Source organism: Sphaerotilus sulfidivorans (assembly GCF_013426975.1).
Classification (GTDB): Bacteria; Pseudomonadota; Gammaproteobacteria; order Burkholderiales; family Burkholderiaceae_C; genus Sphaerotilus; species Sphaerotilus sulfidivorans.
The window spans coordinates 82,212-101,046 of record NZ_JACCPY010000013.1 but is presented as its reverse complement, the minus strand read 5'-3'; the positions used below and the strand labels follow the sequence as shown (position 1 = coordinate 101,046).

At 70.1% G+C, this 18,835-nt stretch carries 21 protein-coding genes; 14 read left to right on the top strand and 7 right to left on the bottom strand.

Going from position 1 to position 18,835, the window contains the following annotated elements; genetic code table 11:
- The 5 genes from HZU84_RS10365 to HZU84_RS10345 form a co-directional block, all read right to left on the bottom strand.
- The coding region (locus tag HZU84_RS10365) for a dTDP-4-dehydrorhamnose 3,5-epimerase family protein (protein ID WP_180692887.1) at positions 1 to 116 on the bottom strand (116 nt) is incomplete at its 3' end.
- A 22-nt stretch (positions 117 to 138) separates the two neighbouring features.
- On the bottom strand, positions 139 to 1,026 hold the full coding sequence (gene rfbA, locus HZU84_RS10360; RefSeq protein ID WP_149504474.1) for a glucose-1-phosphate thymidylyltransferase RfbA: 888 nt from the start codon (positions 1,024 to 1,026) through the stop codon (positions 139 to 141).
- A 1-nt stretch (position 1,027) separates the two neighbouring features.
- A complete protein-coding gene (gene rfbD / locus HZU84_RS10355; protein ID WP_149504475.1) occupies positions 1,028 to 1,939 on the bottom strand; it encodes a dTDP-4-dehydrorhamnose reductase in 912 nt (303 codons plus the stop codon).
- 17 nt (positions 1,940 to 1,956) lie between these two features.
- Positions 1,957 to 3,021: a dTDP-glucose 4,6-dehydratase gene (rfbB, locus tag HZU84_RS10350; RefSeq protein ID WP_149504476.1), complete on the bottom strand. Its 1,065-nt coding sequence runs from the start codon at positions 3,019 to 3,021 to the stop codon at positions 1,957 to 1,959.
- Between the two features lie 12 nt (positions 3,022 to 3,033).
- Positions 3,034 to 4,491 (bottom strand): mannose-1-phosphate guanylyltransferase/mannose-6-phosphate isomerase, encoded by a 1,458-nt coding sequence (locus HZU84_RS10345; RefSeq protein ID WP_244954317.1) that lies wholly within the window; start codon positions 4,489 to 4,491, stop codon positions 3,034 to 3,036.
- Between the two features lie 311 nt (positions 4,492 to 4,802).
- Here HZU84_RS10345 and HZU84_RS10340 point away from each other — a divergent pair, with 311 nt between their 5' ends.
- Entirely contained in the window at positions 4,803 to 6,311 is a 1,509-nt protein-coding gene (locus HZU84_RS10340) for a DEAD/DEAH box helicase (protein WP_149504477.1), read from the top strand.
- Positions 6,312 to 6,328: 17 nt separating this feature from the next.
- On the opposite strand, the gene HZU84_RS10335 is transcribed toward HZU84_RS10340, so the two are convergent.
- Together HZU84_RS10335 and HZU84_RS10330 are read right to left on the bottom strand one after the other, a co-directional pair.
- Positions 6,329 to 7,123 carry an SAM-dependent methyltransferase gene (locus HZU84_RS10335; protein ID WP_149504478.1) on the bottom strand — a complete coding sequence of 265 codons (795 nt, stop codon included), beginning with the start codon at positions 7,121 to 7,123 and terminating at the stop codon, positions 6,329 to 6,331.
- Positions 7,120 to 7,764 carry a Maf family nucleotide pyrophosphatase gene (locus tag HZU84_RS10330; protein WP_244954319.1) on the bottom strand — a complete coding sequence of 215 codons (645 nt, stop codon included), beginning with the start codon at positions 7,762 to 7,764 and terminating at the stop codon, positions 7,120 to 7,122. The genes HZU84_RS10335 and HZU84_RS10330 overlap by 4 nt, the downstream gene beginning before the upstream one ends.
- Before the next feature lie 58 nt (positions 7,765 to 7,822).
- Between HZU84_RS10330 and HZU84_RS10325 the strand changes: the two genes are divergently transcribed.
- From HZU84_RS10325 to HZU84_RS10265, 13 genes are all read left to right on the top strand, one after another.
- Positions 7,823 to 8,449 carry a YceD family protein gene (locus HZU84_RS10325; RefSeq protein WP_149504479.1) on the top strand — a complete coding sequence of 209 codons (627 nt, stop codon included), beginning with the start codon at positions 7,823 to 7,825 and terminating at the stop codon, positions 8,447 to 8,449.
- Between the two features lie 128 nt (positions 8,450 to 8,577).
- On the top strand, positions 8,578 to 8,760 hold the full coding sequence (gene rpmF / locus HZU84_RS10320; RefSeq protein ID WP_149504480.1) for a 50S ribosomal protein L32: 183 nt from the start codon (positions 8,578 to 8,580) through the stop codon (positions 8,758 to 8,760).
- Between the two features lie 53 nt (positions 8,761 to 8,813).
- Positions 8,814 to 9,908, top strand: a complete 1,095-nt coding sequence (gene plsX / locus HZU84_RS10315) for a phosphate acyltransferase PlsX (protein ID WP_256365855.1) — start codon at positions 8,814 to 8,816, stop codon at positions 9,906 to 9,908.
- Entirely contained in the window at positions 9,905 to 10,897 is a 993-nt protein-coding gene (locus tag HZU84_RS10310; protein ID WP_149504481.1) for a beta-ketoacyl-ACP synthase III, read from the top strand. Before plsX ends, HZU84_RS10310 begins: the two co-directional genes overlap by 4 nt.
- 52 nt (positions 10,898 to 10,949) lie before the next feature.
- On the top strand, positions 10,950 to 11,888 hold the full coding sequence (gene fabD / locus HZU84_RS10305; protein WP_149504482.1) for an ACP S-malonyltransferase: 939 nt from the start codon (positions 10,950 to 10,952) through the stop codon (positions 11,886 to 11,888).
- Positions 11,885 to 12,631, top strand: a complete 747-nt coding sequence (gene fabG, locus HZU84_RS10300; protein ID WP_149504483.1) for a 3-oxoacyl-ACP reductase FabG — start codon at positions 11,885 to 11,887, stop codon at positions 12,629 to 12,631. The genes fabD and fabG overlap by 4 nt, the downstream gene beginning before the upstream one ends.
- Positions 12,632 to 12,747: 116 nt before the next feature.
- Positions 12,748 to 12,984 carry an acyl carrier protein gene (acpP, locus tag HZU84_RS10295; protein WP_037481750.1) on the top strand — a complete coding sequence of 79 codons (237 nt, stop codon included), beginning with the start codon at positions 12,748 to 12,750 and terminating at the stop codon, positions 12,982 to 12,984.
- 43 nt (positions 12,985 to 13,027) lie between these two features.
- Positions 13,028 to 14,272 carry a beta-ketoacyl-ACP synthase II gene (gene fabF, locus HZU84_RS10290; protein ID WP_149504484.1) on the top strand — a complete coding sequence of 415 codons (1,245 nt, stop codon included), beginning with the start codon at positions 13,028 to 13,030 and terminating at the stop codon, positions 14,270 to 14,272.
- Between the two features lie 33 nt (positions 14,273 to 14,305).
- Positions 14,306 to 14,818 (top strand): hypothetical protein, encoded by a 513-nt coding sequence (locus HZU84_RS10285; RefSeq protein ID WP_149504485.1) that lies wholly within the window; start codon positions 14,306 to 14,308, stop codon positions 14,816 to 14,818.
- Positions 14,815 to 15,423, top strand: a complete 609-nt coding sequence (rpoE, locus tag HZU84_RS10280; protein WP_037481758.1) for an RNA polymerase sigma factor RpoE — start codon at positions 14,815 to 14,817, stop codon at positions 15,421 to 15,423. Before HZU84_RS10285 ends, rpoE begins: the two co-directional genes overlap by 4 nt.
- A 27-nt stretch (positions 15,424 to 15,450) precedes the next feature.
- A complete protein-coding gene (locus HZU84_RS10275) occupies positions 15,451 to 16,116 on the top strand; it encodes a sigma-E factor negative regulatory protein (protein WP_149504486.1) in 666 nt (221 codons plus the stop codon).
- 22 nt (positions 16,117 to 16,138) lie between these two features.
- The gene (locus HZU84_RS10270; RefSeq protein ID WP_180692886.1) at positions 16,139 to 17,230 is read left to right on the top strand and encodes a MucB/RseB C-terminal domain-containing protein; all 1,092 of its coding nucleotides are present in this window, start codon (positions 16,139 to 16,141) and stop codon (positions 17,228 to 17,230) included.
- A gap of 23 nt (positions 17,231 to 17,253) precedes the next feature.
- Positions 17,254 to 18,807, top strand: coding sequence for a DegQ family serine endoprotease (locus HZU84_RS10265; protein WP_375139032.1), 1,554 nt, complete (start codon positions 17,254 to 17,256; stop codon positions 18,805 to 18,807).
- Positions 18,808 to 18,835 lie beyond the last annotated feature (28 nt).

Genomic DNA, 18,835 nt, shown 5'->3' with positions numbered 1-18,835 from the left:
ACCGCCTCGTCGAAGACCTTCTGGTTCCAGCTCTCCATGAAGAAGCCGCGCGCGTCGCCGAACACCTTCGGCTCGAGGATCAGCACGTCGGGAATGGCGGTGCGGATGATGTTCATGTCCTGGTCCTTTCTGCGCGGGTCAGAAGACCTGCTCGGCGAGCACCTTCTTCAGGTACTGCCCATAGCCGTTCTTCAGCATCGGGGCGGCCAGCTTGTCCAGCTGCGCGTCGTCGATCCAGCCGCGGCGCCAGGCGATCTCCTCCGGGCACGCCACCTTCAGGCCCTGGCGCTTCTCCAGCGTGGCGATGAACTGCCCCGCCTCCATCAGGCTGTCGTGCGTGCCGGTGTCCAGCCACGCGTAGCCCCGGCCCATGATCTCCACGCTCAGGCGGCCCTGGCGCAGGTACTCGGCGTTGACGTCCGTGATCTCCAGCTCGCCGCGTGGGCTGGGCGCGATGTTCGCGGCAATGTCGCAGACCTGTTCGTCGTAGAAGTACAGGCCGGTCACCGCGTAGTTGCTCTTGGGCGCCTTGGGCTTTTCCTCGATGCTCAGCGCACGCTTGTGGTCGTCGAACGCCACCACGCCGTAGCGCTCCGGGTCATGCACGTGGTAGGCGAAGACGCTTGCGCCCGTCTCGCGGCTGGTCGCGCTGTTGAGCAGCTGCTGCAGGTCGTGCCCGTGGAAGATGTTGTCGCCCAGCACCAAGGCGCTGGGCGCGCCGCCCACGAAGTCCCGGCCCAGGATGAAGGCCTGCGCCAGACCGTCCGGGCTGGGCTGCACGCAGTACTGCAGGTTCAGGCCCCAGCGGCTGCCGTCGCCCAGCAGCGCCTCGAAGCGCGGCGTGTCCTGCGGCGTCGAGATGATCAGGATGTCGCGGATCCCGGCCAGCATCAGCGTGGTCAGCGGGTAGTAGATCATCGGCTTGTCGTACACCGGCAGCAGTTGCTTGCTGATGGCCAGCGTGGCCGGGTGCAGCCGGGTGCCGGAGCCGCCGGCCAGGATGATGCCCTTGCGAGGAGTGTTCATGTCAGAGGATCTCGGTGAGCATGCGCTCGACGCCCTGCTGCCACGGCGGCAGCCGCAGGCCGAAGACCTGCTGGAGTTTCTGCGTCGACAGGCGCGAGTTGTGCGGGCGCCTGGCCGGCGTCGGGAAGGCGCTGGTCGGCACCGGGTCGATGGCCTGGACCTTGAGTTCGCGGCCCCTCTGGCGGGCCTGCTCGATGACGAAGCTCGCGTAGCCGTGCCAGCTGGTCTCGCCGGCGGCCACCGCGTGGTAGACGCCGGAGAGGTCGATCTCGCTGCCTGCCGGGGTGCTCATGGCGGTACGCACCATCTGCGCGGTCAGGTCGGCCAGCAGGTCCGCGCCGGTGGGTGCGCCGATCTGGTCGTCGATGACGGTCAGGCGTTCGCGCTCGGCCGCCAGGCGCAGCATGGTCTTGGCGAAGTTGCCGCCACGCGCGGCGTAGACCCAGCTGGTGCGCAGGATCAGGTGCCGGCAGCCGCTGGCGCGGATGAGCTGCTCGCCCTCCAGCTTGGTCTGGCCGTAGACGCTCAAGGGGCCGGTGGCGGCCTCCTCGTCGCGGGCAGCATCGCCCGAGCCGTCGAAGACATAGTCGGTGCTGTAGTGCACCAGCCAGGCGCCGGTCTCGGCCGCGCAGCGCGCCAGCACGCCCGGGGCGGTCGCGTTGATCGCACGCGCCAGCTCGGGCTCGCTCTCGGCCTTGTCGACCGCAGTGTGCGCCGCGGCGTTGACGATCAGGTCCGGCTTGACCGCCGCGACCGTGGCCGCCAGCGCCTCGGGCCGGCTGAAGTCGCCGTGCAGTCCGCCGGGGTTGGCGGCGCTGTCATGGTCGAGCCCGACCACCTCGCCCAGCGGCGCCAGCGCGCGCTGCAGCTCCCACCCGACCTGGCCGCCCTGGCCCAGAAGAAGGATCTTCATGTCTGCGGCCCCCGGCGTCAGTCGCGTGCGCTGTAGTTCTTCGACACCCACTCGCGGTAGGCGCCGGTGCGCACCGAGTCGATCCACGCGGTGTTCTCCAGGTACCAGGTCACCGTCTTGTCGATGCCGGTCTCGAAGGATTCGGCAGGCGTCCAGCCGATCTCGGCCTCGATCTTGGTCGGGTCGATCGCGTAGCGGCGGTCATGGCCCGGGCGGTCGGCCACGAACGTGATCTGGCTGGCGTAGCTCGTGCCGTCCGCCTTCGGGCGCAGCGCGTCGAGCTTGGCGCAGATCACCTGCACCACGTCGAGGTTCCTGATCTCGTTCTTGCCGCCGACGTTGTAGGTCTCGCCCAGCCGACCCTTGGCCAGCACCTGGCGGATCGCCTCGCAGTGATCGCGCACATAGAGCCAGTCGCGGATGTTCTGACCGTCGCCGTAGACCGGCAGCGGCTTGCCCTCCAGGGCGTTCAGGATCATCAGCGGGATCAGCTTCTCGGGGAAGTGATAGGGCCCGTAGTTGTTCGAGCAGTTGGTCGTCAGCGTCGGCAGGCCGTAGGTGTGGTGGTAGGCGCGCACCAGGTGGTCGCTGCCGGCCTTGCTGGCCGAGTACGGGCTGTTGGGCGCGTACGGCGTGGTCTCGCTGAAGGCCGGGTCGGTCTCGGAGAGCGAGCCGTAGACCTCGTCGGTCGAGACATGCAGGAAGCGGAACGCCGCCTTGGGCTCGGCCTCCAGCGCGCTCCAGTAGGCCCGCACGGCTTCCAGCAGCTCGAAGGTGCCCACCATGTTGGTCTGGATGAACTCGCCGGGGCCGTGGATGCTGCGGTCGACATGGCTCTCGGCCGCGAAGTGCAGCACCGCGCGCGGGCGGTGCTCGGCCAGCACCCGCGAGACCAGCGCGCGGTCGCCGATGTCACCCTGCACCAGCGTGCAGCGGCCGGCGTCCAGATGCGACTGGATGGTCGCCGGGTTGCCCGCGTACGTCAGCTTGTCCAGAACCACCACCGGCTCTTCGCTGCGCTCGAACCAGTGATGAACGAAATTGCCGCCGATGAAGCCGGCGGCGCCGGTGATGAGGATCATGGATGAAGGAGGTCAGTTGCGGCCGTAAGTGTCCTCATAGCGAACGATGTCGTCTTCGCCCAGGTAGGAGCCGGACTGCACCTCGATGATCTCCAGCGGCACCTTGCCCGGGTTGGCCAGGCGATGCACCTGCCCCAGCGGGATGTAGGTCGACTGATTCTCGCTCAGCATCAGCACCTTGTCGCCGTTGGTGATCTCGGCGGTGCCGGTCACGACGATCCAGTGCTCGGCACGGTGGTGATGCATCTGCAGGCTCAGCGAGGCGCCCGGCTTGACCATGATGCGCTTGACCTGGAAGCGCGGGCCGGCGTCGATCGAGTCGTACCAGCCCCAGGGCCGATGCACCTTGCGGTGCAGCGTGTGCTCGGTGCGTCCGCTCTTGCCCAGCTGCGCGACGATCTGCTTGACCTCCTGGCTGCGGCTGCGGTCGGCCACCATCACCGCATCGGCCGTTTCCACCACCACCAGGTTCTCGACGCCCACCACGCTCACCAGCCGGCCGCTCGAGTGCACCAGCGTGTCGCGGCTGTCCTTGGCGATCACGTCGCCGACGCAGGCGTTGCCGTTCTCGTCCTTGCCCGACACCTGCCAGACCGCCTCCCAGGCGCCCAGGTCGTTCCAGCCCGCGCTCAGCGGCACCATGCGGATGTCGAACTCGCTGCCCGGGCAGCGTTCCATCACCGCGTAGTCCACCGATTCCGACGGCACCGCCGCGAACTCCGCCTTGCCCGGCCGCACGAACTGCGCATCGCACTGGCGCGGCGCCCAGGCCGCCTTCACCGCCTCGGCGATGTCGGGGCGGAAGGTCTGCAGCGCCTTCATCCACACCGAGGCGCGCAGCACGAACATGCCGCTGTTCCAGAAGTAGCCGCCCTCGGACAGATAGCGCTCGGCGGTCGCCAGGTCCGGCTTCTCGACGAACTGCGCCACCCGCGCCGCGCCCAGCTCCGGCAGCGTGCGGATGTAGCCGTAGCCGGTCTCCGGCGCGTCGGGCGTGATGCCCAGGATCACCACCAGACCGTCGGCCGCCAGCCGCACCGCCTGGCGCAGCGCCTCCGCATACGCCGCCTCGTCGGTCACCGTCTGGTCTGCCGGCGTCACCACCAGCACCGGATCCTGACCGCCCTCGAGCGCCTGCAGCGCCGCCAGCGTCAGCGCCGGCGCGGTGTTGCGCCCGGCCGGCTCCAGCACCACCGCCGAGGGCATCTGGCGCACCTCGCGCAGCTGGTCCAGCGCCAGGAAGCGGTGCTCCTCGTTGCCCACCACCAGCGGCGCAGCCGGCGCGATGTCCGCCGCCGCCAGCCCCGCCAGGCGCAACGCCGCTTCCTGGAACAGGCTGCGGTTGCTGTCGCCCAGCACCAGGAACTGCTTCGGATAGCCCGCGCGCGACAGCGGCCACAGCCGCGTGCCGCTGCCGCCGGCCATGATCACCGGCTGCACGACGATGGGAGAAGAAGAGGTCTGGCTCATGGGTGAAGGATCTCGCGAAGGATCAGAAGGAAGTTGAAGAAGGTTCAGAACGCGCAAGAAAGCAATCGAGCAAGGCATCGAGCGGGCGGCGGCACCGCCCCATCGGCCCTGCACGGTCGATTCTCCCGGATTGTGCTTAGGGTTTTCCGTGACGCATCGTGCCCAGGGCGGCCGGCCCCGCGCCGGAGCGGGCATCGCGTGTCAATTTGCCGATTCCGCGCGCGGCCGACGGCCAGCGGCAGAGCCCGGTCGTGGGCAATTCACGTCGCCGGTGCCGGCAGGTCCCTCAACCGCAGGATAATCGCGAGGTGATGACGCACCAACCCGAAGACGCCGTGACCGCCCCGCCCCCCGAGGCCGTCGCCGCACCCGCCCGTTTCGACACCCTGCCGCTGGACGCCAAGCTGCTGCGGGCCATCGTCGACGCCGGCTACGAGACGATGACCCCGATCCAGGCCAAGGCGATCCCGATCGTGCTGGAGAACCGCGACGTGATGGGCGCGGCGCAGACCGGCACCGGCAAGACGGCCGCCTTCTCGCTGCCGCTGCTGCAGAAGATGATGCGCCACGAGAACGCCAGCGCCTCGCCCGCACGCCACCCGGTGCGCGCGCTGGTGCTGGCCCCGACGCGCGAGCTGGCCGACCAGGTCGCGGTCAACGTCAAGACCTACGCCAGGCACAGCCAGCTGCGCGTGGCCTGCGTCTTCGGCGGCGTCGACATCAACCCGCAGACGGCCGAGCTCAAGCGCGGCGTCGAGGTGCTGATCGCCACGCCGGGCCGGCTGCTCGACCACATCCAGCTGAAGAACTGCAACCTCGGCCAGGTCGAGTACGTCGTGCTCGACGAGGCCGACCGCATGCTCGACATCGGCTTCCTGCCTGACCTGCAGCGCATCCTGAGCTATCTGCCCAAGAGCCGTCAGACGCTGCTGTTCTCGGCCACCTTCTCGCCCGAGATCAAGAAGCTGGCGCAGAGCTATCTGCAGGATCCGATCCTGGTCGAGGTGGCGCGCCCGAACGCCACCGCCTCGACGGTGGAGCAGCGCTTCTACGAAGTCGCCGACGAGGACAAGCGCCGCACCATCGTGCAGATCCTGCGCCAGCGCGAGATCCGCCAGGCCATCGTCTTCGTCAACTCCAAGCTCGGCGCGGCCCGGCTGGCCCGCTCCTTCGAGCGCGACGGCCTGCGCACCGCGGCGCTGCACGGCGACAAGTCGCAGGACGAGCGGCTGAAGTCGCTGGCCGCCTTCAAGGCCGGCGAGGTCGACCTGCTGGTGGCCACCGACGTCGCCGCGCGCGGCATCGACATCGCCGACCTGCCCGCGGTCTTCAACTTCGACGTGCCCTTCAACGCCGAGGACTATGTGCACCGCATCGGCCGCACCGGCCGCGCCGGCGCCTCGGGCATCGCGATCACGCTGGCCACCCGCGACGACGCGCGCCTGGTGGGCGACATCGAGAAGCTGATCAAGCGCAAGATCGATCTGGAGCCCTTCGTCATCGAGGACGACCGGCCGCGCCGTCGCCACCGCGATGACGACGAGGAACGCGCACCTCGCCGCACCGCCCCCCGCAGCGAGTTCGCCGAGGACGGCAGCCGCCCGGCCTTCGTGCCGTCGGCGCCGCCCGTGCGTGCGCCCCGCCAGGCGCCGAAGGATCCCTTCTTCGACCAGCCCTACGAGGCCGATCCGAACGCCTCGCCGGTGTGGGAGAAGCAGGCCGCGGTGCCGGCCGCGCCGGGCTCGCGCAGCTCGATCTCGCGCTTCATCAAGCCGCGGCGCAAGGTCGCCGCGCTGCTCGGCGGCAAGGTGCCGACCTGAGGGCCTGAACGGCCGGTTCAGGCCAGGAAGGCGAACACCGCCGGCACGTCGCCGGGCAGCTCCGGCGGCGACGCACGCCACTGCGCGACCCGCAGCGTGCGGGTCGACCCACCCTCCAGCGTCAGCCCGCAGCTGATGCTCAGCCAGGTCTGCGGGTTGAGCGCGGCCAGCAGCGCCTGCGCCATCGCGGCGTTGCGGTAGGGCGTCTCGATCAGCAGCTGCGTCTGCTGCCAGCGCCTGGAGTGCGCCTCCAGGTCGCGCAGGCGCCGGGTGCGCTCGGCCGCGTCGGTCGGCAGGTAGCCGACGAAGGCGAAGCTCTGGCCGTTGAGGCCGCTGGCGGCCACCGCCAGGATCAGCGAGCTGGGCCCCGACAGCGGCATCACCGTGATGCCCTGCGCATGCGCGACCCGCACCAGCTCGGCGCCGGGATCGGCCACCGCCGGCAGGCCCGCCTCCGACACCAGACCGACATCGTGCCCGGCCAGCGCCGGCGCCAGCAGCCCGGCCCAGTCGGGCGCCGGGGCTTTCGGATCGGCACGCCCCTTGGGCGGGCGCGGCAGCTCGCGGATCGAGAGCGCCTGCAGCGGCTGCGCCAGCGGCACCACCGCATCGACCCGCTTGAGCAGCGCCCGCGCACTGCGCGCGTTCTCCGCCACCCAGTGCGACAGGCCTGCGGCGACGCGGATCGCGCCCAGCGGCAGCACCTGCTGCAGGTCGGGCACCGGCTGGCCCTCGCGCAGCGTGCCCAGGTCCAGCGTGTTGGGCACCAGCCAGAGACGGCCCTTCGGCCCGCTCTTCGTCGTCGTGCTCATGCGCCACCTCCATGGCCGGCCAGCACCGCCAGCGCATCGAGCCCGGCCGCACGCAGCAGCGCGGAGGTCACGATCAGCGGCAGCCCGACCAGCGCGGTCGGATCATCCGACTCGATCGCGTCGAGCAGCGTGATGCCCAGCGTCTCGCACTTGGCGCTGCCGGCGCAGTCGTAGGGCTGCTCCAGCCGCAGGTAGGTCTCGATCTCGACCTCGCTGAGCGAACGCACCCGCACCGTGACCGGCACGCGGCGCACCGCCTCGAAGCCGGTGTCATGGCGCAGCACCGCCACCGCGGTGTGGAAGACCACGCTGCGCCCGCGCATCGCACGCAGCTGCGCGACGGCGGCCTCATGGCGACCGGGCTTGCCGATCGGCTGGCCGTCGAGCTCGGCGACCTGGTCGGAGCCGATGACGATGGCCTGCGGATGCGCAGCGGCGACCGCACGCGCCTTGGCCAGCGCAAGCCGCTCGCTCAGGGCGGCGGGCGTCTCGCCGGGCTGCGGCGTCTCGTCGACCTCGGGCGCGCGGACCTCGAAAGGCAGGCGCAGCCGAGCCAGCAGCTCGCGCCGATAGCGCGAGGTCGAGGCCAGCACCAGCGGCGGCCGTGCCATGCGGGGGGGATGAAGGACAGTGTCGGACATGGCCGGATTGTGGCCGCGCCGAAGGCCGCCCCCGACACTTCGCGTCATACTTCGCGTCATGAAAGCACGCGAATTCAAGCCCCGCCGCCTCGACGTGCGGGCCTTCATCGAGTCGGGCGAGACGCTGGGCGGCGACGAGCCGCTGGCCGGCTTCGAGCGCCTGGTCGAGTGCCTGCACGAGAACGCCGATGCGGCGCACCAGCCGGCAGTGCGCTGGCATGCCGAGCCCGAACTGCGCCCGCGCCGCGGCGCCGAGCCCGAACTGTGGCTGCACCTGAGCGGCTCGGCCGAGCTGGACCTGCCCTGCCAGCGCTGTCTCGAGCCGGTGGCCACCGCACTGGCCTTCGAGCGCAGCTTCCTGTTCGTCGCCAACGAGACCCAGGCAGCCGAACTCGACGCCGACAGCGAGGACGATGTGCTGGCGCTGAGCCGCACCTTCGATCTGCTCGAGCTGGTCGAGGACGAACTGCTGATGGAACTGCCCCCGGTGGCTCGCCATGAGACCTGCCCGGTCGAGGTCCGGCTCGACCGGGGTGAAGCCCTGCCTGACGGTCAGCCCGCGGCGCCCGCGCCGGCAGGTGATGCCGCAGCGGAGGAAAGCGCCTCAGGGCGCCCGAACCCGTTCGCGGTGCTGGCCCGGCTGCGCCGAGATCCAGGCACGGACGACGGCGGCAGCACCGACTGACGCGGCGCGACAGCAACATCCGGCCACCCCGATGCCCCTCGAGTCCGGGAGCATTCGGAACCCGGCGGGAGGTCGTGCTACAATCGAAAGCTTTTCCAATCGGAAAACCAGGATTCAGGAGTCTCAACATGGCCGTCCAGCAAAACAAGAAGTCGCCGTCCAAGCGTGGCATGCACCGTTCGCACAATGCCCTGACCACCCCGGGCACCGCGGTCGAGTCGACCACCGGCGAAATCCATCTGCGTCACCACATCAGCCCGACCGGCTTCTACCGTGGCCGCAAGGTCCTGAAGACCAAGGCCGACGCCTGAGTCTTGCCGGTTGCCGGCATGCCCGCCGGCACTGACACCCAATCTGCCCTGCCTTGAACGACACGACCCGCACGGTCCGGCTGTCGGTGGACTGCATGGGGGGCGATCACGGCCCTTCCGTGACGCTGCCCGCATGCCGCTCCTTTCTTGACCGGCATCCCGATGCCGAGCTGGTGCTCGTGGGCACCGAACAGGCGCTCGCGCCCGCCGCCGGCTGGGCGCGCTGCCGCATGGTGATCGCCTCCGAAGTCGTCGAGATGGACGACCCGGTGGAAGTCGCCCTGCGCAAGAAGCGCGACTCGTCGATGCGTGTGGCCATCCAGCAGGTCAAGCCTGACGGCCATGGCGTGACAATGGCCGACGCCTGCGTCTCCGCAGGCAATACCGGCGCACTGATGGCGGTGGCCCGCTATCTGCTGAAGACCCTGGACGGCATCGATCGGCCGGCCATCGCCAGCGTCATGCCCAACCAGCACGACGGCTTCACGACCATGCTCGACCTCGGGGCAAACGTGGACTGCAGCGCAGAACATCTGCTGCAGTTCGCGGTCATGGGCAGCGCGCTGGTCTCGGCCGTCGACGGCAAGGAGGCCCCGACCGTGGGCCTGCTCAACATCGGCGAGGAAGTGATCAAGGGCAACGAGACGATCAAGCGTGCGGGCGAACTGCTGCGCGCCGTCTCCGCGGCCGGCCACATCAACTTCCACGGCAATGTCGAGGGCAACGACATCTTCAAGGGCACGACCGACCTCGTCGTCTGCGACGGCTTCGTCGGCAATGTCGCGCTGAAGACTGCCGAAGGCCTGGCCGGCATGATCACCAGCTTCCTGAAGCAGGAGTTCACCCGCACGCCGCTGACCAAGATGGTGGCGATGCTGGCGATGCCGATGCTCAAGCGCTTCTCGCGGCGGCTCGATCACCGCCGCTTCAACGGCGCGGCGCTGCTGGGCCTGCGCGGCCTGGTGTTCAAGAGCCACGGCTCGGCCGATGCGCTCGCCTTCGAGAACGCGCTGAATCGGGCGTATGATGCCGCCCGGAACCGCCTGCTCGACCGGGTGCATGATCGGATCCTCGCCACGCTGCAGGCCCTGCCCGGTGCCGGCGCGGCGGCGGCGAACGAGCCCCCGGCAGCCCGTCACGCTGCATGACCACCCCCACACCCCGCCATTCGCGCATTTCCGGCACCGGCAGTGCGCTGCCCCCGCAACGCCTGAGCAACGCCGATCTGGTCGCCCGCCTGGCGGCCGACGGCATCGAGAGCTCGGACGACTGGATCGTCGAGCGCACCGGCATCCGCGCCCGCCACTTTGTCGACGACACCCAGAACGCCAGCGATCTGGCGGTGGAGGCGGCACGGCGCGCGCTCGAGGCCGCGCAGCTCACCGGCGCCGACATCGACCTGATCATCGTCGCGACCTCGACGCCGGACATGGTCTTCCCGTCGACTGCGACCATCGTGCAGCGCAAGCTCGGCATCCTGCACGGCTGCCCGGCCTTCGATGTGCAGGCGGTGTGCTCGGGCTTCGTCTACGCGCTGACCGTCGCCGACGCGATGGTGCGCGCCGGCAGCGCCCGCCATGCGCTGGTGATCGGTGCGGAAGTGTTCTCGCGCATTCTCGACTTCAAGGACCGCACCACCTGCGTGCTGTTCGGCGACGGCGCCGGCGCGGTGGTGCTGTCGGCCTCCGACACGCCCGGCATCCTGGCCACCGACCTGCATGCCGATGGCCGCCATCTGGACATCCTGTGCGTTCCCGGCACCGTCTCGGGCGGCCGGATCAGCGGCGTACCGCTGCTGCGCATGGACGGCCAGGCCGTCTTCAAGCTCGCCGTGGGCGTGCTGGAGAAGACCGCGCGCACCAGCCTCGAGAAGGCCGGCCGCACCGAGGCCGACATCGACTGGCTGATCCCGCACCAGGCCAACATCCGCATCATGCAGGGCACCGCCCGCAAGCTGAAGCTGCCGCTGGAGAAGGTGATCGTCACCGTCGACCAGCACGGCAACACTTCGGCGGCGTCGATCCCGCTGGCGCTGGACGCCGGCGTGCGCGACGGCCGCATCCGCCGTGGCGAGACGCTGCTGCTCGAGGGCGTCGGCGGCGGCTTCACCTGGGGCTCGGTGCTGCTGGACTTCTGAGTCCGCTGCCCGGCACCACCCCGCTCCCTCCACGACAACTCACGGATCTCACATGACCGCGTTCGCCTTCGTGTTCCCCGGCCAGGGGTCGCAGTCGGTGGGCATGCTCTCGGCCTGGGGCGACCACCCCGCCGTGCGCGCCACCCTCGAAGAAGCCAGTGCCGCCCTCGGCGAGGACGTCGCCCGCCTGATCGGCGAGGGCCCGAAGGAGGCGCTGGACCTGACCACCAACACCCAGCCGGTCATGCTGACCGCCGGCATCGCCAACTACCGCGCGTGGCTGGCCGAGGGCGGCGCCGCACCGGCGATCGTCGCCGGCCACTCGCTGGGCGAGTACACCGCGCTGGTCGCGGCCGGCAGCCTGACGCTGATGGATGCGCTGCCGCTGGTGCGCCTGCGTGCCCAGGCGATGCAGGACGCGGTGCCGGTCGGCACCGGCGGCATGGCCGCGATCCTGGGTCTGGACGCCGCCACGGTGCGCGAAGGCTGCGCCAAGGCAGCAGCCGAGTCGGGCGAAGTGGTCGAGGCCGTCAACTTCAACGATCCGAAGCAGACCGTCATCGCCGGCTCCAAGGCCGGCGTCGAAGCGGGCTGCGCGGTGCTGAAAGGCCTGGGCGCCAAGCGCGTGCTGCCGCTGCCGGTGTCCGCGCCCTTCCACTCCAGCCTGATGAAGCCGGCCGCCGAGCGGCTGCGCGAGCGTCTGGCCTCGATCACGATCCAGGCGCCGCAGATCCCGGTGCTGAACAACATCGACGTCGCCACGCCGACCGACGCGGACGCGATCCGCGACGCGCTCTACCGCCAGGCCTTCGGCCCGGTGCGCTGGGTCGAGCTGGTGGGCGCGCTGAAGGCGCGCGGCATGACCCATGTGGTCGAATGCGGCCCCGGCAAGGTGCTCGCCGGCATGGTCAAGCGCATCGACGCCGAACTCGCCTCCGCCACGATCCTCGATCCGGTCACCCTGGCCGAAGTCAAGACCCTGCTCGCATGAACGCTCCCGCCCAAGCTCAACAGGTTGCTCTCGTCACCGGCGCCAGCCGCGGCATCGGCCGCGCGATCGCGCTGCTGCTGGCCGAACGGGGCTTCAAGGTCATCGGCACCGCCACCAGCGACAGCGGCTCGGCCGCGATCGGCGAGGCACTGGCCCCCTTCGGCGGCCTGGGCCTGACGCTGAACGTCACCGATGCAGCTGCGCTGGACGCCGCCATCGACGGCATCGTCAAGCAGCATGGCGGCCTGCATGTGCTGGTCAACAACGCCGGCATCACCCGCGACACGCTGGCGATGCGCCTGAAGGACGACGACTGGGACGCGGTGATCGACACCAACCTGAAGTCGGTCTTCCGCGCCTGCCGCGCCGCGATTAAGCCGATGATGAAGCAGCGCTTCGGCCGCATCGTCAACATCACCTCGGTGGTGGGCGCCGCGGGCAACCCCGGCCAGGCCAACTACTGCGCCTCCAAGGCCGGCGTGGCGGGCATGACCCGCTCGCTGGCCCAGGAGCTGGGCAGCCGCAACATCACCGTCAACTGCGTGGCCCCCGGCTTCATCGCCACCGACATGACCGAAGTGCTGCCGGAAGCGCAGAGGAACGCGCTGCTGGCCAAGATCCCGCTGGGCCGCCTGGGCTCGCCGCAGGACATCGCCGAGGCGGTGGCCTTCCTGGCCTCGCCTGCGGCCGGCTACATCACCGGCACCGAGCTGCATGTCAACGGCGGCATGTACATGAACTGATGTCCGGGTGATCCGTCTGCCCTGCGCGGATCATCGGGACGGGCTTTCAGTGAATTGCCTCACGAAGCCCTTAGAATCGCAGGCTGTTTTTGCACCAACCCTCTCGGAGGAGAGAAATGAGCGACATCGAAGCACGCGTCAAGAAGATCATTGCCGAACAACTCGGTGTGGCCGAGGAAGAAGTGACGGCCGAGAAGGCCTTTGTCGCCGATCTGGGCGCCGACTCGCTGGACACCGTCGAGCTGGTCATGGCCCTGGAAGACGAGTTCGGCATCGAGATCCCGGACGAGGAAGCCGAGAAGATCACCACCGTCCAGGCCGCGATCGACTACGCCAAGGCCAACCAGGCCTGAGCCTGACGCGCACCATTCCCAACCGACCGCACTCCGCATCCGCATGACCCGTCGCCGCATTGTCGTGACCGGTCTGGGCCTCGTCACCCCGGTGGGCAACACCGTGGACGAGTCCTGGGCCAGCATCGTCGCCGGAAAGTCCGGCATCGACCATGTCACCCATTTCGACGCATCGAACCTGTCGGTGCGCTTCGCGGGTGAGGTCAAGGGCTTCCGGATCGAGGACTACATCCCGGCCAAGGAAGCGCGTCACATGGACGCCTTCATCCACTACGGCATCGCGGCCTCGCTGCAGGCCGTGAAGGATGCCGGCCTGCCCACCGGCGATGCGCTGAGCGAGGAATTCGCCGAGCGCATCGCGGTGATGGTCGGTTCGGGAATCGGTGGCCTGCCGATGATCGAGAACACCCACGACGAATACCGCGAACGTGGCCCGCGCCGCATCTCGCCGTTCTTCGTCCCGGCCTCGATCATCAACATGATTTCCGGCCATGTCTCCATCCAGTGCGGCTTCAAGGGCCCGAATCTGGCGCTGGTGACGGCCTGCACGACCGGCCTGCACAGCATCGGCATGGCCGCTCGCATGATCGAGTACGGCGATGCCGACGTGGTGGTGGCCGGCGGCGCCGAGTCCACCGTCTCGCCGCTGGGCATGGGCGGCTTTGCCGCGGCGCGTGCACTGTCCACCCGCAACGACGATCCAAAGACCGCGTCGCGCCCGTGGGACAAGGACCGCGACGGCTTCGTGCTCGGCGAAGGTGCCGGCGTGATGGTGCTCGAGGAGTACGAGCACGCCAAGAAGCGCGGCGCGAAGATCTACGCCGAGATCGCCGGCTTCGGCATGAGCGGCGACGCCTATCACATGACCGCCCCGAACGTCGACGGCCCGCGCCGCTCGATGCAGATGGCGCTGCGCAATGCCGGCATCAATGCCGACGAGGTCCAGTTCGTCAACGCGCACGGCACCTCGACGCCGCTGGGCGACGTCAACGAGACCAACGCGATCAAGCTGGCCTTCGGCGATCACGCGAAGAAGCTGGTGGTCAACTCGACCAAGTCGATGACCGGCCATCTGCTGGGCGGTGCCGGCGGCATCGAGTCGGTGTTCACCGTGCTCGGTCTGCATCACCAGATCTCGCCGCCGACGATCAACCTCTTCAACCAGGATCCGGAGTGCGATCTCGACTACTGCGCGAACACCGCGCGCGAGATGCGCATCGATGTCGCCGTGAAGAACAACTTCGGTTTCGGCGGCACCAACGGCACCCTGGTCATCCGCCGCGTCTGAGCCGCACCCCGTTGCCGAAGACGTCAGGCGGCGATGGCCCGGACCCTGCTGGAGCCGGCAACCTTCATGCTGCGCCCGGACCCGCGCTGGTCCGGCCTGCTGCGTGCCAGTCTGCTGCCGCCGCCACTGCTGGTGGCGGGCTGGCTGCTCTGGCATCACGGACTCGCGGTCGGCACCGTGCCGCCGGCGCTCCCCGTTCTGCCGCTGCTGACCGCGCTGTCGGCCCTGGCCGGGCAGCTCTTTCTGGTGCGCCGGATGCTGCACGAGCTGCCGTCAGGCCAGATCGTCCAGCTGCAGCCGCCGACGGACAGCCATCCCGACTGGCATCTCGACGGCCGGCCCGGCGAGCCGGTCTGCCACATCGATGCCGGAGACTGGCTGCTGCTGCGCATCAGGCTCCGGACCGAGCGGCCACGCTGGCTCGCGCTGGCTCGCCGCGATCAGCCCGACGAGTGGCACCGGCTGCGCTGCGCACTGCAGGCCCGGCCGGCGGCCACGGCGCCGCTGCCGTCCTCCCCCACCCCCTTGCCCCCTGCTGAGCGATGAGCGACGACGCCGATCAACAACTGGTCGAACGGGTCCGCCAGGGCGACATGCAGGCCTTCGAGATGCTGGTGGTCAAGTACCAGCGCCGGATCGAGCGCCTGATCGGCCGATTCGTCCGCGATGTCGACCTGGTGCCCGACATCGCGCAGGAAACCTTCATCCGCGCCTACCGGGCCATCCCCCAGTTCCGGGGGGAAAGCGCCTTCTACACCTGGCTCTATCGCATCGCGGTCAACACCGCCAAGAAGGCGCTGGCCGACCTGAAGCGCGATCCGGTCATGACCGAGAGCGCGCTGGCCTCCGCCAGCCAGGATGACGAGGGAACCGAACGGCGTGAACATGAACTAAGCCATGACGAGACGCCGGAAGCGCTGATGGCCAGCCGCGAGATCGCGGACACGGTCAACGCCGCGATCGCGGCCCTGCCCGACGACCTGCGCCAGGCCATCCTGCTGCGCGAGATCGAAGGGCTCTCGTACGACGAGATCGCCGTGGTGATGGCGTGTCCGATCGGCACCGTGCGCTCGCGCATCTTTCGTGCGCGGGAGGCGATTGCCACTCGGCTGCGCCCTCTTCTGGATACCCAACAGGGCCGGCGCTGGTGAATCCTGCAGCCCGGCCTGGAGCGAGTGATGAGCGAATCTGATCTGCCTGCGGAGCGTGTCCGCTCGCGCGAGAGACTGTCAGCCCTGATGGACGGCGAGGCCGACCGCGACCTGGTCCAGGCGGTCTGCCGCCAGTGGCGCCAGGACGAGGACGACCGTGCCCAGTGGCATGCCTACCATCTGATCGGGGACGTGCTGCGCTCGGAGGATCTCGGACAGCGCAGCGCCAGCGACGCGGCCTTCCTGGCCGGCGTGCGCGAGCGGCTGGCCCGCGAGCCGGTCGTGCTGGCGCCCCAGCCGATGCTCCAGCCGGAGCAGGCCCGCGAACAGGTCGAGCACAGCGCCCAGGTCGTCGGCCTGCCGGTGCAGCGCAGTCTGGGCATGCGCATGCGCCGCTGGGTCGCGCCGGTCGGCATGGCGGCCGGCGTGGCGCTGGTGGCCGGTGCCGTGCTGGTGACCCGGCCCGATGCACTGACCAGCGGCGCAGGCCAGCTGGCGGTCAGCACGCCCGCACCGACGGCGCCGGAAGTGCAGGCCGTGCGGGTGCAGACCCCGACCGGCCCCGAGGGCGATGCAGCCGACCTGATCCGCTATGTCAATGCCCACCACCAGCATCTCCATGACGGCGCCAGCCTCGGCCCGGCCCCAGGCTATCTGCGCAGCACCCCCTTCGAGACGGTACCTGCACGCTGAGCGCCCCCGTCGGCACGCATCCATGAGGATCCACCTTCAGGCGGGCCTGTCCCGCGCCGCGGCGGCCACCCTGCTCGGTGGCGCGCTGCTGATGCCTGGGGCGCATGCGGCGACCCCCGGTCACTCGGCGAGCCCCACCATCGGCAGCACCGCCACCGCCGATCTCGGCACGCTGCTGCGCCGCATCCAGGATGCCGGCCTGCAGCAGAGCTATGTCGGCACCTATGTGACCAGCAGCGGCGGCCAGATCAGCAGCTCGCGCATCACCCACTACTGCGACGGCCGCGAGCAGATCGAGCGCATCGAGGCCCTCGACGGCCAGATGCGCCGGGTGTTCCGCCACAACGACACCATCCATGTGCTCTGGCCCGCCCGTCGCAGCGCGCTGATCGAGCAGCGCGACCTGCTCGGTCGCTTCCCGCAGCCACTGCCGCCCGGCGACTCCGGCCGGCTGGCCGACTCCTACGAGCTGATGCTGGAAGCGGACGACCGGGTGGCCGGACTCGAGGCCCAGGTCGTGACGCTGCGGCCGCGCGACACGATGCGCTATGCCCGGCGCCTCTGGCTGGAGCGCCGCACCGGCCTGCTGCTGCGCTCCGACCTGCTGGGCCCGCAGGGCGAGGTGCTCGAGTCGACCGCCTTCAGCGAGCTCCAGATCGGCGGCAAGCTGCAGCCCCAGCAGCTGCTGCAGGAGATGAACCAGCTCGAGGGCTACCAGATCAGCCGGCCCAGCTACCAGCCGACCGACCTGGGCGCGGAAGGCTGGAGCCTGCGCGCGCCGGTGTCGGGCTTCGTCGCCCAGCGGGTGCTGCGCCGACCGATCACGCCCTGGCCGACGCCACGTTCCACGGCCGAGCCCCAGCCGGTCTCGCAGCCCCCGGGCGCGGGCGCCAGCGTGCTGCAGGCGGTCTACAGCGACGGCCTGGCCAATGTCTCCCTCTTCATCGAGCCCCATGTCGCCGGCGTGAGCCGCCGCGAGACACCCGCCACCGTCGGCAGCACCAGTGCGCTGAGCAGGCGGCTGGGCGACTGGTGGGTGACCGCGGTCGGCGCCGTGCCGCCGGCCACGCTGCAGCAGTTCACCGGCAGCCTCGAGCGCAAGCGCAAGCCCTGATCCTTCCTTCACAGCGATCCACGATGTCCGACACTTCCGCACCGCACCCGATCACCCGCCCGTCGCGACGCTGGCTGATGGCCGGCTCCGCGCTGCTGGGCGCGACCGCGCTCGTCGCGGCGCTGACCTCGTCCCATGACGCCACCGCACAAGGCGCGCCGACCAGCGTGACCGCGACCGCCGCCCAGTCGGGCAGCGCGGCACTGGCCCGCGGCCTGCCCGACTTCGCCGATCTGGTCGAGCAGGTCGGCCCGGCGGTGGTCAACATCCGCACCACCGCGAAGGTGGCGACCGCCGCGCGCGGACAGGCCGGCCCCGACGAGGAGATGCAGGAGTTCTTCCGCCGCTTCTTCGGCGTGCCGATGCCGCGCCGCGGTCAGCCCCAGCCCGACGACGAGGACAGCGGCGGCAGCACGCCGCGCGGTGTCGGCTCGGGCTTCATCGTCTCGGCCGACGGCCTGGTGATGACCAACGCGCATGTGATCGACGGCGCCGACGAGGTGATCGTGCGCCTGACCGACAAGCGCGAGTTCAAGGCGCGTGTCGTCGGCGCCGACAAGCGCACCGACGTGGCGGTGCTGAAGATCGAGGCCAGCGGCCTGCCCGCCGTGCGCTTCGGCGACGTGAACCGGCTGCGCGTGGGCGAATGGGTGATCGCGATCGGCTCGCCCTTCGATCTCGACAACACCGTCACCGCCGGCATCGTCAGCGCCAAGGCACGCGACACCGGCGAGATGCTGCCCTTCATCCAGACCGATGTCGCGATCAATCCCGGCAACTCGGGCGGCCCGCTGATCAACCTGCGCGGCGAGGTGGTGGGCATCAACTCGCAGATCTACAGCCGCTCGGGCGGCTACATGGGCATCTCGTTCGCGATCCCGATCGACGAGGCCAACCGCGTCGCCGACCAGCTCAAGGCCGGCGGTCGGGTGGTGCGCGGGCGCATCGGCGTGCAGATCGGCGAGGTCACCAAGGACGTGGCCGAATCGCTCGGCCTGGCCAAGGCGGCCGGCGCGCTGGTGCGCTCGGTCGAGCCCGGCAGCCCGGCCGAGAAGGCCGGTCTGGAGGCCGGCGACATCGTCACCCGCTTCGACGGCAAGGCGGTCGAGAAGTGGAACGACCTGCCGCGTCTGGTCGGCAACACGAAGCCGGGCACCAAGTCGACGCTGCAGGTCTGGCGCCGCGGCACCACCCGCGATCTGGGCGTGACGGTGGCCGAGCTCGAGCCGGAAACGAAGCCGGCCGCCGCGCGCAGCGGCAAGGCCGAGCCCAAGGCACCGGCCGCCGGTGTCGCCGCCAGCGTGCTGGGCCTGACGGTGAGCGACCTGAGCGCAGAACAGCGCCGCGAGGCCCGCGTGAAGGCCGGCGTGCGGGTCGAGGCGGTCGACGGCCCGGCCGCACGGGCCGGCCTGCGCGAGGGCGACCTGATCCTGGGCCTGGGTCAGGCGGAAGTGACCGACGCGCGCCAGTTCGATGCGCTGGTGGCCCGCCTCGACCGCAGCCGCCCGGCCAGCCTGCTGGTGCGGCGCGGCAGCGAGGCCCAGTTCGTGCTGATCCGCCCCAACCCCGCCCGCTGAACCGCCAGCCAGAGGGGTTTTGGCTACA